Here is a 15,534-nt window from a genome sequence, read left to right on the forward strand (position 1 = left end):
TCGCAGAAGAACAAGGGAGGTGCGGTGTGACCGCGGTCAAGGAAGCCGGGCGCCGGCCGCTGGGCCATTTCGCCGAACGGAGCCTCGCGGGCCTGCTCGCCGTGGCCGGCGCGGGAGTCGGGTTCGGCGTGCTGCTCATGCTGGTCCGGTTCCGGTGGAGCCCGCTGGGCGACGCCGACCACGCCGTGGCCGAGTGGTTCAACGACCTGGTGGCGCCGCACGGCCCGCTGGTCACCGTGCTCCAGGCGATCACCGACCTGGGCGGACGGCCGGTGCTGATCTGGCTGATCACCATCGCCGTGGTGGGCCTGCTGATCCGCCGCCAGTCCCGGCTGGCGGTCTACCTGATCGTCACCGGCGTCGGCGGGCTGATCCTCGACCCGTCGCTCAAGGCGCTGGTCGGGCGGCTGCGCCCGGTGGTGGACGTGCCGATCGCCAGCGCGCCGGGCAACAGCTTCCCCAGTGGTCACGCGCTCGGCTCGTTCGTCGCGTACGGGGCGCTGCTGCTGGTGTTCCTGCCGGCCATGTCGCCGCGCTGGCGCAAGCCCGCCATCGCCGTCGCCGGCGTGCTGATCTTCCTGGTCGGGCTGACCCGGATCGCGCTGGGCGTGCACTTCGTGTCCGACGTGATCGGCGGCTGGCTGCTCGGCGCGGCCTGGCTGGGCGTCACCGCGTACGCCTTCCGGCTGTGGCGGCGCGAGCGCGGCCGGCCGGTGCCGCCGCTGCGCGAGGGGCTGGAGCCGGAGGCGGGCGAGGACCTGGCGCTCGCGCCGGACGAGGAGAAGGTGCTGGAGCACCCCCGCTCGGCGGTGGCCGAGCTGCTGGTCGGCTGGGTGCTCGTCTTCGGTGTGCTCTACGCGTTCGGCATGTTCGTCAGCTACCACGCCAAGGGCACGTTCTTCGACACGCTCGACACCGAGGTGCCGCGCTGGTTCGCCGAGCGGCACACCGACGTGCTCACCGAGCTGAGCTGGTGGTGGAGCAAGTTCGGCGACACCCACGCCATCCTGCTGGTCTCGCTGGTGTTCTGCCCGATCGTGCTGGCCGTGTGGCGGCGGTGGCGCCCGGTGCTGTACGTGGTGCTGGCGATGTTCGGCGAGCTGAGCCTGTTCCTGGCCAGCGCCCGCGTGGTGGACCGGCCCCGGCCGCCGGTGGAGAACCTGGACGGGCCGATGCCCACCTCGTCGTTCCCGTCCGGGCACATCGCGGCGACCATCTGCCTCTGGGTCGCCATGGCGGTCATCGTGTTCCCGCGTACCGACAGGTGGTGGCGGTGGCTGTTCGTGGGCATGGCCGTGCTGATGCCGGTCGGCGTGGCCACCTCCCGGATGTACCGGGGCATGCACCACCCGACCGACTTCATGGGCGCGATCCTGCTCGGCGCGCTCTGGCTGTCGCTGCTGTACTGGGTGATCCGGCCCAACGCCGACGTGGCCGAGGGCAACCAGCCGGCGATCGAGTCCGAACAGGTGGACGAGCTGGACGACGAGCTGGCCAAGGCCGCCCGGCCGGACTGAGCCGATGCTGCGGGTGATGACCTGGAACATCCGGACCGGCGGGCGGGACGGCGACGGCACCGACCGCCGGGACCGGATCGTCTCGGTCGTCACCGCGCAGCGCCCCGACGTGCTGGCGCTGCAGGAACTGCGTGGCATGGACGCCACGCTGGGCGGGCTGGCCGACCGGCTCGGGATGGCCGCGTACCTTGCCCGCTCCTGCTTCGGCCAGCCGGTGGCGGTGCTGGTCCGCCCGCCGTGGCGGGTGCTGCGCGTCGGCCGGGTCCGCCGCCCGTTCCACCACGCCGCCGCCCGGGTGCAGGTGGCCACCGGCGCGGGCCCGCTCACCGTGCTCAGCACGCACCTGTACCCGTACACGGGTGGGCGGCGGCGGATGGAGGCGGACTGGCTCGCCGCCGCGCTACGGCGTACCGGGGGAGAGCTGGCGCTGCTCGCCGGGGATCTGAACACGCTGGAACCCGCCGTTGACCACACCGCCCGGCTTGCCGGGCTGGCGACGGCGTACCGGCGGCGGCACCTGCGCCGCGACGGCCGTACCGTGGACACCCGCGCGGTGGCCCGGCTGCTCGACGCCGGGCTGGTCGACCTGTGGCCGCGCTCCGGCGGCGACGAACCCGGCGGCCTGACCGTGCCGACCCGGCACGGCGGCGCCGAGTTCGCCGGGATGCGGCTGGACTACCTGCTCGCCACCCCGGCGCTGGCCGATCGGGTCCGCGCGGTCCGGGTGGTCCGCGACGGTGACGCCGACTCGGCGTCCGACCACTACCCGGTGCTGGCCGACGTGGACCTCACGGCCGGCTGAACGACCCCGCCAGGTCGGCCACCACGAAGGCCGCGAAGATTCCGATGACGGCCTCGCTGACCAGCCAGGAGTGCCTGTCGGTCCAGGACCGGAAGGCGGGCAGCAGCCGCTCCGCGCGCTCGCCGAAGATCAGCAGCGTGAGCAGCGGCAGGGCCAGCAGCAGCACGGTGAGCGCCACGAACGGCAGCAGGTGCCACCACGGCCGGCCGTGCCCGGCCATGCTGCCCGCGACCGACGCCATGACCAGCTCGTCGCTCGGCACGGCGACGGCGAGCAGCAGCCCCAGACCGAAGGCGTACGCGGGCCGCGGGTCCTGCAACCGGCGCAGCCACCCCGGCGGCCGGTCGCGCCGCCGCCTGCGGAACGTGACCACCATGAGGACGACCAGCAGGCCCAGCACGATCCAGTCGATGAGCCGGCGGCTGCCACCTGCCCCGATGCCGTGCACGGCGGTGTGCCGCAGCACCCGGAAGGCCGCGTACCAGAGCGTTAACGGCCCGAGCACGCCGACTGTCACGCCGGCCAGGAAGGCGGCCGAACTGCGTCGCGGGTGACGGCCGGCGGCGAGGACGACGGCGCTGACGAGCTTCGACCCGGCGACCATCTCCAGCGCCAGCGGCAGCGCGGTCAGCAGGGGCATGCCCCATTCTGGGGTCGCCGTCGCGCGCGCCGGGCCGGGTTCTACAGGACCAGGTTGAGCAGCACGGTGAGCACCACCGAGGCGACGATCGAGAAGAGGATCATCAGCAGGCAGCCGAGCCCGCCCCCGGCGGGACGGATCTCGGTGTTCCCGATACGCATGGCGTCAACTCCTCAGCGGGGGAGGTAGCGGTGCGACTGTCACAGCTCGCGCAGCCGGGGCAGCAGTTCCTCCTGGGCCCAGTCGAGGAACATCGGCTGGGTGTCGCCGCCCACCTGGACCAGCGCGACGTGGGTGAAGCCCGCGTCGACGAACTTCTTGAACGCCTCGACGTGCCGGTCGGTGTCCGGGCCGCAGGAGATGCCCTCGGCCACGTCCTCCTCCCGGACGAACTGGGTGGCCGCGTCGAACGACTCGGGGCCGGGCAGGTCGGCGTTGACCTTCCAGCCCAGGCCGAACCAGCGGAACTGGTCGTGCACGATCTTGCGGCACTCGTCCTCGTCCGGGCCGTAGCAGATGGCCACCTGCCCGTAGCGGGGCCGGCCCGCGCCGCCCGCCTCCTCGTACATGTCGATCAGGTGGGACAGCGGGTCGGTGGCGATCATGGCGTCGGCGTACTCGGCGGCCAGCGTGGCCGACTGCCGGCCGGACGCGGCCACCGCCATCGGCACCGGCCGCTCCGGACGGTCCCAGACGTACGCGTCCGGCACGTCGAAGTGGTTGCCGGAGAACGTCAGCGTCTCGCCGTTGAGCAGCGGCCGGATGATCTGCAGCGCCTCCTCGAACATCTCGTGCCGCTGCTGCACGTGCGGCCACCCGCCCACCACGTGCTCGTTCAGGTTCTCCCCGGCGCCGAGGCCCAGCGTGAACCGTCCGTCCGAGAGCACCCCGATGGTGCTGGCCTTCTGCGCCACCACCGCCGGGTGGTACCGCCGGATCGGGCAGGTCACGAACGACATCAGCTCGGCCCGGCTGGTGGCGTGGGCGACCGCGCCGAGCACCGACCAGGCGTACGGGGAGTGGCCCTGGGACTCCAGCCAGGGGTAGTAGTGGTCGGACATGACCAGATGGTCGAAGCCGGCGGCCTCGGCGCGTACGGCGTGGTCGACCAGTTGTTTCGGGCCGGCCTGCTCGCACATGAGGGTGTAACCGACGTTGACCATGGCACGTCTCCTTCCCGGGCGGATCGTCCACGGATACCCCGCGCGGCGCGGGTCAACCCTGCTGTCCGCTTTCGCATTCGTCTCTTAACCGGTTCAGTTCAGGTGGGCACGTCAAGCGGTGTCGCCTCCCGGCCGATCCCGCTTAACCGGTTGCCTCCCGCCTTCCATCGCCCTACGCTGATGCCTGCGTCCGTTCGGGAACCGGGCGGCGACTACCGGGCTCAGTCGCCACCACCTCGTCACCGTCACCGCACCCCCGCTCGGGCACGGGGGGAGACCTTCCCCTGAGGACAGCCATGAAGAAACTGCTCTCCGTCGCGGGCGCCGTCCTGCTGACGGCCCTCGCCGCCGTCTTCGCCCTCGGGCAGCCGGCCCACGCCGCCACCGGGTTCTCCGTCTCCAACGGACGGCTCTACGACGCAGGCGGCGTCGAGTTCGTCATGCGCGGGGTCAACCACGCGCACACCTGGTACCCGCAGCAGACCAGCTCGTTTGCCGACATCAAGGCACTGGGCGCGAACACCGTCCGGGTGGTGCTCGCCAGCGGCGACCGGTGGACGAAGAACAGCGCCGCCGACGTGGCGAACGTGATCTCGCTGTGCAAGGCCAACCGGCTGATCTGCGTGCTGGAGGTGCACGACACCACCGGGTACGGCGAGGAGGGCGCCGCCGCCTCGCTGGCGAAGGCCACCGACTACTGGCTGAGCATCGCCGACGTGCTCAAGGGCCAGGAGAAGTACGTCATCGTGAACATCGGCAACGAACCGTTCGGCAACCAGGGTTACAGCGCCTGGACCACCGACACCTCGAACGCGATCAAGCGGCTGCGCGCCGCCGGGCTGACCCACACGATCATGGTGGACGCGCCGAACTGGGGCCAGGACTGGTCGTTCACCATGCGCGACAACGCGGGCACCGTCTTCGCCGCCGACGCGCAGCGCAACACCGTCTTCTCCATCCACATGTACGGCGTCTTCGACACCGCCGCCGAGATCAGCGACTACCTGGGCCGGTTCCGGACCGCCGGGCTGCCCATCGTGGTCGGCGAGTTCGGCTTCAACCACTCCGACGGCAACCCGGACGAGGACGCCATCATGGCGTACGCCCAGGCCAACGGCATCGGCTACCTCGGCTGGTCGTGGAGCGGCAACGGCGGCGGCGTGGAGTACCTGGACATGACGACCGCGTTCAACCCGGCCCAGCTCACCAGCTGGGGTCAGCGGATCTTCAACGGCGCCAACGGCATCGCCGCCACCTCCCGGGAAGCGTCGGTGTACGCGAGCACCACCCCGACCGTCACCCCGACTGTCAGCCCCACCGTGAGCCCGACGACCAGCCCGACCGTCAGCCCGACCCCGCCGCCGCCCACCACGCCCCCGCCGTCCGGTGGCTGCACCGCCACCTACACCGTCGGCAACTCGTGGCAGGGCGGCTTCCAGGGTGAGGTCAAGGTGACCGCCGGAACCGCCGCGATCACCGGGTGGACGGTCCGCTGGACGTACGCCAACGGCCAGTCCGTCACCCAGGCGTGGAACGCGAGCGTCAGCAACAGCGGATCGGCGTACACCGCCCGCAACGTCGACTACAACGGCCGCCTCGGCGCGGGCGCGAGCACCAGCTTCGGCTTCATCGGCACCTGGCAGGGCACCAACTCCACCCCCGCGGTGACCTGCACCCCCGCCTGACCCCCCAACCGGTTGATCAAGGAGTTTGTGTCCCGTTCGGACGCCGGCGGCGACACGAACTCCTTGATCACCGGGGTGGACGGGGTCAGGCCGCGACCACCTCCAGCAGCAGGGCCTGTTCGGGGTGGAGAGCGGGCAGTTGCAGGCCGACCGACCCCAGCACCGAACCGGTCACCGTGATGCCGTCACCGGGCCAGGCCAGCCAGCCCGGCGGGGACAGCTCCAGCATCGCCGGCTCCGGCGCCTCGGCGGGCGGGCGGACCCGGTAACGCCGCTGCGGGTCCAGCCCTGGCAGCCGTACCGCGCCCGGCACCTGGGCCGCGGAGGTGGCGACCCGGCTGACCGCGTACACCGCATGGGAGCCGTCATGGGCGACCACGCCGTGGGCCTGCACGGCCGGGTCCGGGTGGTCGACCCGGACCACCCGGCCGCCGTGCAGCAGCGGGCGCAGCCGCTTGTGCAGCGCGACCCAGGCGGCGAGTTCGGCCCGTTCGCCGGGCTCGATCGCGCTGATGTCCCACTCGATGCCGTGGTGGCCGAACAGCGCGGTCACCGCGCGGAAGCTCAGGTCGTGCACGCGGTGCGTGGTGTGCGAGCGTTCCGGCCCGATGTGCGTGCCGATCAGTTCCGGCGGCAGCAGCAGACCGGTCCAGCGCTGGATGGACAGCCGTTCCAACGCGTCGTTGCAGTCGCTGGCCCAGACCCGGTCGGTACGGCGCAGGATCTCCAGGTCGACCCGGGCGCCGCCGGAGGAGCAGCTCTCGATCTCGACCTCCGGGTGCCGGGCGCGCAGCTCGTCGAGCAGCCGGTAGACCGCGAGGGTCTGCGCGTGCACCCCCGGCCGTCCGGCGTGCCCGGCCTCGGTGAGGTCGCGGTTGTGGTCCCACTTCAGGTACGCGAGCCCGTCGTGCCCGCTCAGCACCGCGTCGAGCCGTGCGAGCAGGTACGCGTACGCGTCCGGGTGGGCCAGGTCGAGCACCTGCTGGTGCCGCCACGGTGGTGGCAGCCGGCCCGGCGCCTGGAGCACCCAGTCCGGGTGGGCGCGGAACAGGTCGGAGTCGGGGTTGACCATCTCCGGCTCCACCCAGAGCCCGAACTGCATGCCGTGCCCGCGTACGTGGTCGATCAGCGGCTGCAACCCGTCCGGCCAGACCTCGCCGTCGACCCACCAGTCGCCGAGCCCGGCCTGGTCGTGCCGCCGGCCGCGGAACCAGCCGTCGTCCAGCACGAAGCGTTCCACCCCGACCTCGGCGGCCCGGTCGGCCAGTGTCCGCAGCCGGTCCAGGTCGTGGTCGAAGTAGACCGCCTCCCACACGTTCAGCGTCACCGGCCGCGGCGTACGCGGGTGCGACGGACGGGCCCGCAGGTGGGTGTGCAGCGCGTCGCTGAGCCCGTCCAGCCCGTCGGCCGAGTGCGCCGCGTAGAGCAGGGGAGTGGCGTACTCCTCGCCCGGCCCCAGCACGATCTCGCCGGGTGCGAGCAGCTCACCGCCGCCGAGCGTGGACTCGCCTGTCGGACGGCGCTCGGCGGCGGTGACGTGGTCGCCGCTCCACGCGGTGTGCACCGCCCACACCTCGCCGTGCCGGAACCCGAATCCAGCAGTGCCCGCGACCAGCAGCAGCGTGGCGTCGTGGCCGGTACGGCCGTGCCGTCCCTCGCGTACCCAGGCGCCCATCGGCCACGGGTGCCGCTGCGGGGCGCGTTCCCGGCACCAGCGGCCGGTCAGGTCGAGCAGTTCGGTGGCGACCGCCGGCACCGGCAGTACGGGCGTCAGTTCCCGTAGCTCGTACCGGCCGTCGCCGTCGTTGCGCAGCCGGTGCCGCAGGGTCAGCACACCCGCCGCGTCCAACGTGATCTCGACGGTCAGGCTCAGCCCCGCGCCCGGGTCCGCCGCCCGCACCACCACCCGCCCGGAGGTAAGGAAGGGCCCCTTGTTAACGCCTGGTGCATGTGAAGGGTCCCCTCCTAACAGGTGGGGCGGCGGCGCCGCGAGGTCGTCGTGCACGTCGAGGCCGGTGAGGCGGAACGCCGTCGACCAGTCCCGGCCGTCGCGGTGACCGGCGAGACCGGGCCGCCCGCTCCACCCGGCACTGGCCTCGGGCAGCAGCGACAGCACCGTCGGCGCGTCGAAGCTGCTCGGCACCACCGGCGGCACCGTGGCGTCGACGAGCGCGGGCAGATCCCCGTCGGGCAGCGGGCCGAGGTCGGCGCCCCAGTGCACGACCCGGGGGAGCCCCGGGCCGCGTGCGTCGAGCACCAGGCTGGTCCGCGCGCGGCGCAGGTGGACGATCGTCATCCCTTGGAGGCTCCCAGCGTCAGACCCCGGACGAACTGCTTCTGGAGCAGGAAGAAGATCACCAGGGTGGGGATCGCGACCAGCACGGAGCCGGCCGAGACCAGGTTGTTGTCGGTGAAGAACTCGCCGCGCAGGTTGTTCAGCGAACTGGTGACGGGGAACTTGTCGCCGGTCCGCATGAGCACTGTGGCCCAGAAGAACTCGTTGTAGATCCAGGTGACCTCGAGCGTGGCGAGCGCGGCCAGCGCCGGACGGCACAGCGGCAGCGTCACCTGCCAGTACTGCCGCCACACGTTCGCACCGTCGACCATCGCGGCCTCGTACAGCTCGTGCGGCAGCGCCTTCATGTAGTTGCTGAGCACGAACACGCAGAAGCCGCACTGGAACGCGACGTTGACCAGGATCAGTCCCCAGTAGCTGTCGTACAGCAGCTCCGAGTCGCTCATCCAGGCCGGCAGCGGGATCTCGGTGAACATCCGGAACAGCGGGATGAGCAGCGCCTGCTGCGGCAGCAGGTTCGCCGCGGTGAACAGGCCGAGCAGCGCGATGTTGAGCTTCCAGCTGAAGCGGGCGATCACGAACGCCACGCACGAGGCGAGGAAGAGCGTGAGCAGCACCGCCGGGATCGTGATGTACGCCGAGTTGAGGAAGTGCTTGCCGAACTCGGCGGTACGCCAGGCGGTGACGTAGTTGTCGATCGTCCAGCCGCCGAGTGACACGTAACCGTTGGCGGCGGTGTACTCGTAGGAGCGGAACGAGGTGAGCACCGCCCACAGGATCGGGAACAGCCAGCCCACGGCGACCGTACCCAGGAACAGGTGCAGCGCGACCCGGGCGGGCCGCACGGGGCGGCGGCGGCCGGCGGAGACGGCGGTCATCGCTTGTCCTCCCGCATCACGGTCCAGAGGTAGATGGTGATGAAGACCAGCGAGACGGCCAGCATGATCGTCGCCAGTGCCGAGCCGAAGCCGATCCGGCTCGCCTCGCCCACCACGTTCTGGGTGACCAGCGCGGAGATCAGCTCCAGCCCGTTGCGACCCTTGTTGATGACCCAGACCAGGTCGAACGCGCGCAGCGACTCGATCACCGTCACCACCAGCACGATGATGTTGATCGGCCGCATCACCGGGAAGACGACCCGGAAGAACGTGCTGGTCTCCGAGGAGCCGTCCACCGCGGCGGCCTCGCGCAACGACGGGTCGACGCCCTTCAGGCCGGCCAGGTAGAGCAGCATGATGTAGCCGACGTGCCGCCAGCCGGCCGCCACCAGTACGGCCCAGATGTTGACGTTCGGGTCGCCGTACCAGTCGGTCTCGCCGCCGAACACGCCGTTGAGCAGCCCCTGGTCGCGGCTGTAGATGAGCTGCCAGACGAAGCCGATGAGCGCCAGCGACAGCACCACCGGCAGGTAGAGCGCGGTCTGGTAGAAGCGGCTGCCGCGGATCTCCTTGTCGAGCAGCACGGCGAGGAACATGCCGAACGGGGTGGCCACCACGAACAGCGCGGCCAGCCAGAGCAGGTTGTTCTGCACCGCGGGGACGAACGGCGGGTAGATGTTCACCACGTCGTCGTAGTTCTTGACCCCGACCCACTCGATCTCGGAGATCGGGCCGATGCCGTCCCAGTTCGTGCCGGAGAGCAGCACCGTCGCCACCGCGGGCAGCCAGACCAGGCCGGCGACGAGCAGCAGGGGTACCAGCACCATGAGCGTGATGACCACGCGGTCGGTGCGGGACAGGAGCCGTAGCCGGCGGCCGCGACCACCCTTGGTGGTGGTCGCGGCCGGCGGCGGCACGGCGCGATCCGCTTGGATCAGGGGCAGGTCGGACATGATGTCCTTCCCCCTTCCGCCGTCAGCTGGTGAAGATCGACTTCTTCTGGTTCTCGATGCTGGTGAGCAGCCCGCTGATGTCCTTCGGGTCCTTGATGAACTGCTGCAGCGCCGGGATCATCACGGTGGAGGCGAAGTCCGGCCGGGTGTCGCGGTCGAGGAACTGGGCGATCTCGGTGGCGGAGCCGACCAGCTCGGCCGCCTTCTTCTGCAGCGCGGTGTAGGCGCCGGTGTCCGCGCCGCTGTTGGCGACGAGCGTGCTCGGGTCGTTCTTGACCGTGATGTCCGCCGCCTCCTTCGAGCCGAGGTACGTCAGCAGCTTCTCCGCCGCGTCCTTGGACTTCGGCTTGCGGGCCATCATGTAGCCGTCGATCGGGGCGTCCAGGGCCTTCGCGCCGATCGTGGAGTCGACCTCGGGGAACGTGAAGAAGTCCAGGTCCTCCAGGTCGGCGCCGCTGAACTGCTGGCCGACGAACAGGCCGAGCAGGTACATGCCGCTCTTCTTCTGCTGCAGCGACTGCGCGGCCTCCTGCCAGGTGCGGCCGAGCGAGTCCGGCTGGTGCAGGGGGAGCAGCCCGGCCCAGGTGTCGAAGACCTTCTTCACCTTGTCGGAGGTCCACGCCTCCTTGCCGGCCATCAGGTCGATGTGGAACTGGTAGCCGTTGATCCGCAGGTTGAGGATGTCGAACGTGCCCATCGCGGGCCAGCCGTCCTTGTCCGCGAACGCGACCGGGTTCAGGCCGTCCTTCTTCATCTGCGCGCCGAGCGCGTTGAGGTCGTCGAGCGTCTTGGGCACCTCGTAGCCGCGCTGCTGCCACACCGATTTGCGGTAGAAGACGGCCCACGGGTAGTACGACGCGGGCACGAAGTACTGCTTGCCGTCGTCGCCTGTGGACGCCTTCTTGAACGCGTCGGAGTAGCCGTCGAGCTTGCCCCACACGTCGCTGAGGTCACCGGCCAGGCCCTTGGCGGCGAAGAACCGCATCCGGTAGCCGGCGAACCAGGTGAACACGTCGTCCGGCTTGCCCTGCAGGTAGTTGTTGATGTTCTCCTGGAACGTGTTGTGGTCGACCGTGTTGATGTTGACGGTCACGCCGGCGGACGTCTTGAAGCCGTCCATCACCTTCGCGACGACGTCCTTGGGCTTCGGGTCCGACTGGTTCGAGCCGAGCGAGACGCTCTTGGCGTCGCCGCCGGAACCGGAGTCGGAGTCGCCGCAGCCGGCGAGCAGACCGGTGCCGAGCAGCGCCCCCGCGCCGGCCGCGCCGGCGAGCAGCGAGCGCCGGTTCAGGCCGGCGACGGACGGGGGTACGAGCCGGGCGAGGTATTCGGCTTGCGAGCGGGGACGGGACATGGTGCCTCCTGCGTGGAAGAGGTGCGCTGCGCTCATGGACCGTGATCGTTGGCGGGGAGCGGTGTTCGTGTCGGCCGCCGCAGATCCACCGAGAATCCACACGTCCGAACAAAAACAGCCGGTGGCGCTTGAAGCTACCCCCTCGCGCGGCGCTGTCAAGAGGGCAAAAAGGCGTCGCCGTTGCCGGTGCGGCAGGGCAAAGAGCCGGTAAACGTTGGAACTTCAGTCGATGTTGGAAAGTGTTGACTTGGGTGCTGTTCGGGGGCAACCTCTGCTGTCATGCGGAACTGGCACGGTGAGGGCATCTGGTACGGCGCCGACTACAACCCGGAGCAGTGGCCCGAGCAGACGTGGACCGAGGACGTCGACCTCATGCGCCGGGCCGGGGTCAACCTGGTCTCGGTCGGCATCTTCTCCTGGGCCCTGCTCGAGCCCACCCCCGGCCGGTACGTCTTCGACTGGCTGGACCGGGCGATCGACCTGCTGCACGACGGCGGCATCAGCGTCGACCTGGCCACCGCCACCGCCAGCCCGCCACCGTGGCTGGCACACCGGCACCCGGAGACGCTGCCCCGCCGGGCCGACGGCACGGTGCTCTGGCCCGGCGGCCGGCAGGCGTACTGCCCCAGCTCGCCGGTGTTCCGGGACCACTCGCTCGCGCTGGTCGAGGCCGTCGCCCGGCGATACGCGCGGCACCCCGCCGTCGTGCTCTGGCACGTCTCCAACGAACTCGGCTGCCACAACGTGCACTGCTACTGCGACGTCAGCGCCGAGGCGTTCCGCGGCTGGCTGCGCGAGCGCTACGGCGACCTGGACTCGCTCAACGCGGCCTGGGGCACCGCGTTCTGGAGCCAGCGCTACCACGACTGGGCCGAGATCAACCCGCCACGTACCGCGCCGACGTTCGCCAACCCCACGCAGCAACTGGACTTCCTGCGGTTCTCCTCCGACGAGCAACGCGCCCAGCTGCGCGCCGAGCGGGAACTGCTGAACCGGCTCGTCCCGCAACCGGTCACCACGAACTTCATGATCGGCACCGGCATCAAGTACCTGGACTACCACTCCTGGGCCGCCGACGTGGACGTGGTCGCCAACGACCACTACCTCACCGCCGCCGACCCGCAGCCGCAGGTCAACCTCGCGTTGGCCGCCGACCACACCCGGGGCGTCGCCGGTGGCGCGCCGTGGCTGCTGATGGAGCACTCCACCAGCGCTGTGAACTGGCAGCCCCGCAATGTGGCGAAGACGCCCGGCCAGATGCGCCGCAACAGCCTCGCCCACGTCGCGCGCGGCGCCGACGGGGTGCTGTTCTTCCAGTGGCGGGCCTCCCGGGCCGGCGCGGAGAAGTTCCACTCCGCGCTGGTCCCGCACGCCGGGCCGGACACCAAGGTGTTCCGCGAGGTCTGCCGGCTCGGCGCCGACCTGCGCGCGCTCGCCGAGGTACGCGGCAGCCGCGTCGACGCCGACGTGGCGATCCTGTTCGACTACGAGGCGTGGTGGGGCGCCGAACTCGACTCCCATCCCAGCGTCGACGTCACCTACACCGACCGGTTGTCGGCGCTGCACGCCGCGCTCTGGCGGGCCGGGGTGACCGCCGACGTGGTGCACCCGTCGGCCGACCTGTCCCGCTACCGGCTCGTCCTGGCGCCCACGCTCTACCTCGTCCGCGACGCCGACGCCGACGCGCTGCGCCGGTTCGTGGAGGCCGGTGGCACCGCTGTGGTCACCTACTTCAGCGGCATCGTCGACGAGCACGACCACATCCGGCTCGGCGGCTACCCCGGCGCGTTCCGCGATCTGCTCGGCGTACGCGTCGAGGAGTTCTTCCCGCTGCGCGACGGCGAGACGGTACGCCTCGACGACGGCGCCCACGCCGACGTGTGGACCGAGTGGCTGCACGCCGAGGGCGCGGAGGTGCTGGCCGCGTACACCGACGGGCCGCTGCCCGGCGTGCCGGCGCTGACCCGCAACGCCGTCGGCGCGGGCGCCGCCTGGTACGTCGGCACCCGCCTCGACGACGAGGCCACCGACCGGCTGGTGGCCCGCCTGCTCGACGAGACCGGCGTCCGTGCACCGGTGAGCGCGCCGCCCGGGGTGGAGGTGGTCCGCCGCCGCTCGGCGGACCGGAGCTGGCTGTTCGTGGTCAACCACACCACCGAGCCGGCACGGCTGGCGGTCAGCGGCGTCGAGCTGCTCGGCGGCGTCAGGTGTGACGGCACCCTGGAGGTGCCGGCGGGTGAGGTGGCGGTGGTCCGCGAGGAGCCCGCACCGGTGCCCGCGACCGCCTGACCGGTACGTGGCCGTTCGCGCCGAGGAGGTCCCCATGCTCGCCCAGCAACGGCAGAGCGCCATCCTGGAGTTGATCCGCCAGCGCGGCGGCGTCCGGGTCTCGCACCTGGTCAGCCGCTTCGGGGTGTCCGACATGACGATCCGCCGCGACCTGGAGGTGCTCGCCGACCGCGGCCTCATCGACAAGGTGCACGGCGGCGCGACACTGGCCGGGCCCGGCTCCACCGAGGAGCCCGGCTTCGCCGCCAAGTCCGTCCGGCAGCAGGCCGAGAAACGCGCCATCGTGGAGCGGGCCGCCGACCTGGTCGAGCCGGGGATGGCGGTCGCGCTCTCCGCCGGCACCACCACCGCCGCGCTGGCCGCCCGGCTGGCCGAGGTACGCGGGCTGACAGTGGTCACCAACTCCATCCCGGTGGCCGACGCGCTCTACCAGAACCCCCGCGCCGACCAGACGGTGGTGCTGACCGGTGGCATCCGTACCCCGTCGGACGCGCTGACCGGCCCGGTCGCCGAGGCGGCCATCGCCGCCCTCAACGTCGACCTGCTCTTCCTCGGCGTGCACGGGATGAGCCCGCGTACCGGCTTCACCACGCCCAACCTGCTGGAGGCGGCGGTGAACCGGCGGCTGATCGGGTCCGCGCGGCGGCTGGTGGTGCTGGCCGACCACACCAAGTGGGAGACCATCGGCATCGCCACCATCGCACCGCTGGAGGAGGCCGACGTACTGATCACCGACGGCGGCCTGCCGCCGGAGGCCCGCCGGCAACTCGGCGAGCAGGTCGGCGAACTGGTGGTGGTCCGGGCGGACTGAGCCCACGGCGTGCCTCACAGACAGTTCTCAGCCCTGCCGTCTAGGGTGCCCTGACGAAGCGTCCGACGGTCCATGTCGGAGTGCCGTTCAGCGGGAGTGACCGATGGTCTTCAAGAAGATGTTGAGCGCGTTCGGCGTGGGTGGCCCGAGCGTCGACACGGTGCTCACCAACCCGAACACCCGGCCGGGCCTGACCCTGGACGGACACGTCAACCTGGTCGGCGGCGACAGCCCGGCCCGCATCGAGCAGATCAACCTCGGCCTGGTCACCCGCGTCGAGATCGAGGGTGGCGACCACGAGTACGCGGGCGTCATGGAGTTCCACCGGCTGCCCGTCAGCGGCGCGTTCGAACTGGCGCCGAAGCAGCAGCTGTCGATCCCGTTCCAGATGCCGGTGCCGTGGGAGACCCCGATCACCGACGTGTACGGCCAGCGCCTGCGCGGCATGACCATGGGCCTGCGTACCGAACTGGCGGTCGCCCGCGCGGTCGACAAGTCGGACCTGGACCAGGTGTCGGTGCATCCGCTGCCGATCCACGAGCGGATCCTGGAGGCGTTCCAGGCGCTCGGCTTCCGGTTCAAGAACGCCGACCTGGAGCGGGGCCACATCTACGGCGTGCCGCAGACGCTCCCGTTCTACCAGGAGATCGAGTTCTTCGCCGCGCCGCAGTACGCGCAGACGGTCACCGAGGTCGAGTTGACGTTCGTGACCAGCCAGCAGGGCGTCGAGGTGATCCTGGAGTGCGACAAGCGCGGCGGCTTCCTCAGCGCCGGGCACGACGTCATCGGCCGCTACTCGGTCCCGCACACCGACGCGGCCCGTACCGACTGGGTGCAGGTCGTCGACGGCTGGCTGCGGGAGACCACCGGCCGCTACGGCAGCATGCGGGCCCAGGGCTTCGGCATGCCGCACGGAGGCGGCCACGGCTACCCGGGTCATGGCTACGCCGGCCACGGGCGGCGCGGCCCGGGCATGGGCGGCGTGGTCGCGGGCGCCGCGCTGGGTGTCGCCGGCGGCATGATCGCCGGGGAGATGATCGAGGACGCGTTCGACGGCGGCGGCGACGACTTCGGGGACTTCGGCGAGGAGTGAGCACACGCGACGACGCCCCCGGGACGGATCCCGGGGGCGTCGCCGTTCGCGCG

General features: G+C 71.2%; 12 protein-coding genes. 6 read left to right on the top strand and 6 right to left on the bottom strand.

The window, feature by feature from the left end; translation table 11 throughout:
* The first annotated feature begins 26 nt into the window (after positions 1–26).
* Entirely contained in the window at positions 27–1,517 is a 1,491-nt protein-coding gene (locus ACQP26_RS08735) for a phosphatase PAP2 family protein (protein ID WP_433495390.1), read from the top strand.
* 4 nt (positions 1,518–1,521) lie between these two features.
* Positions 1,522–2,319 carry an endonuclease/exonuclease/phosphatase family protein gene (locus tag ACQP26_RS08740; protein WP_433495391.1) on the top strand — a complete coding sequence of 266 codons (798 nt, stop codon included), beginning with the start codon at positions 1,522–1,524 and terminating at the stop codon, positions 2,317–2,319.
* Here ACQP26_RS08740 and ACQP26_RS08745 read toward each other — a convergent pair.
* Both ACQP26_RS08745 and ACQP26_RS08750 read right to left on the bottom strand, forming a co-directional pair.
* Positions 2,306–2,959, bottom strand: a complete 654-nt coding sequence (locus tag ACQP26_RS08745; protein ID WP_281578586.1) for a GAP family protein — start codon at positions 2,957–2,959, stop codon at positions 2,306–2,308. The genes ACQP26_RS08740 and ACQP26_RS08745 overlap by 14 nt on opposite strands.
* Before the next feature lie 200 nt (positions 2,960–3,159).
* Positions 3,160–4,122, bottom strand: a complete 963-nt coding sequence (locus tag ACQP26_RS08750; RefSeq protein WP_269701070.1) for a TIGR03557 family F420-dependent LLM class oxidoreductase — start codon at positions 4,120–4,122, stop codon at positions 3,160–3,162.
* Between the two features lie 296 nt (positions 4,123–4,418).
* Between ACQP26_RS08750 and ACQP26_RS08755 the strand changes: the two genes are divergently transcribed.
* The gene (locus ACQP26_RS08755; protein ID WP_433495392.1) at positions 4,419–5,807 is read left to right on the top strand and encodes a cellulase family glycosylhydrolase; all 1,389 of its coding nucleotides are present in this window, start codon (positions 4,419–4,421) and stop codon (positions 5,805–5,807) included.
* 85 nt (positions 5,808–5,892) lie between these two features.
* Here ACQP26_RS08755 and ACQP26_RS08760 read toward each other — a convergent pair whose 3' ends face one another.
* Genes ACQP26_RS08760 through ACQP26_RS08775 form a run of 4 tightly spaced genes read right to left on the bottom strand, consistent with a single transcriptional unit; the run spans position 5,893 to position 11,324 of the window.
* Entirely contained in the window at positions 5,893–8,103 is a 2,211-nt protein-coding gene (locus ACQP26_RS08760; RefSeq protein WP_433495393.1) for an alpha-galactosidase, read from the bottom strand.
* A complete protein-coding gene (locus ACQP26_RS08765) occupies positions 8,100–8,981 on the bottom strand; it encodes a carbohydrate ABC transporter permease (protein WP_433495394.1) in 882 nt (293 codons plus the stop codon). Before ACQP26_RS08765 ends, ACQP26_RS08760 begins: the two co-directional genes overlap by 4 nt.
* A complete protein-coding gene (locus tag ACQP26_RS08770; RefSeq protein ID WP_269701063.1) occupies positions 8,978–9,934 on the bottom strand; it encodes a carbohydrate ABC transporter permease in 957 nt (318 codons plus the stop codon). Before ACQP26_RS08770 ends, ACQP26_RS08765 begins: the two co-directional genes overlap by 4 nt.
* Positions 9,935–9,956: 22 nt before the next feature.
* Positions 9,957–11,324 carry an ABC transporter substrate-binding protein gene (locus tag ACQP26_RS08775; RefSeq protein ID WP_433495395.1) on the bottom strand — a complete coding sequence of 456 codons (1,368 nt, stop codon included), beginning with the start codon at positions 11,322–11,324 and terminating at the stop codon, positions 9,957–9,959.
* 243 nt (positions 11,325–11,567) lie between these two features.
* Here ACQP26_RS08775 and ACQP26_RS08780 point away from each other — a divergent pair, with 243 nt between their 5' ends.
* From ACQP26_RS08780 to ACQP26_RS08790, 3 genes are all read left to right on the top strand, one after another.
* On the top strand, positions 11,568–13,577 hold the full coding sequence (locus ACQP26_RS08780) for a beta-galactosidase (protein WP_433495396.1): 2,010 nt from the start codon (positions 11,568–11,570) through the stop codon (positions 13,575–13,577).
* Positions 13,578–13,611: 34 nt separating this feature from the next.
* Entirely contained in the window at positions 13,612–14,388 is a 777-nt protein-coding gene (locus ACQP26_RS08785) for a DeoR/GlpR family DNA-binding transcription regulator (RefSeq protein ID WP_269701059.1), read from the top strand.
* Positions 14,389–14,491: 103 nt separating this feature from the next.
* The gene (locus tag ACQP26_RS08790) at positions 14,492–15,481 is read left to right on the top strand and encodes a sporulation protein (RefSeq protein ID WP_269701058.1); all 990 of its coding nucleotides are present in this window, start codon (positions 14,492–14,494) and stop codon (positions 15,479–15,481) included.
* The last annotated feature ends 53 nt before the right edge of the window (positions 15,482–15,534 follow it).

The organism is Micromonospora sp. CA-248089, assembly GCF_050948515.1.
Classification (GTDB): Bacteria; Actinomycetota; Actinomycetes; order Mycobacteriales; family Micromonosporaceae; genus Micromonospora.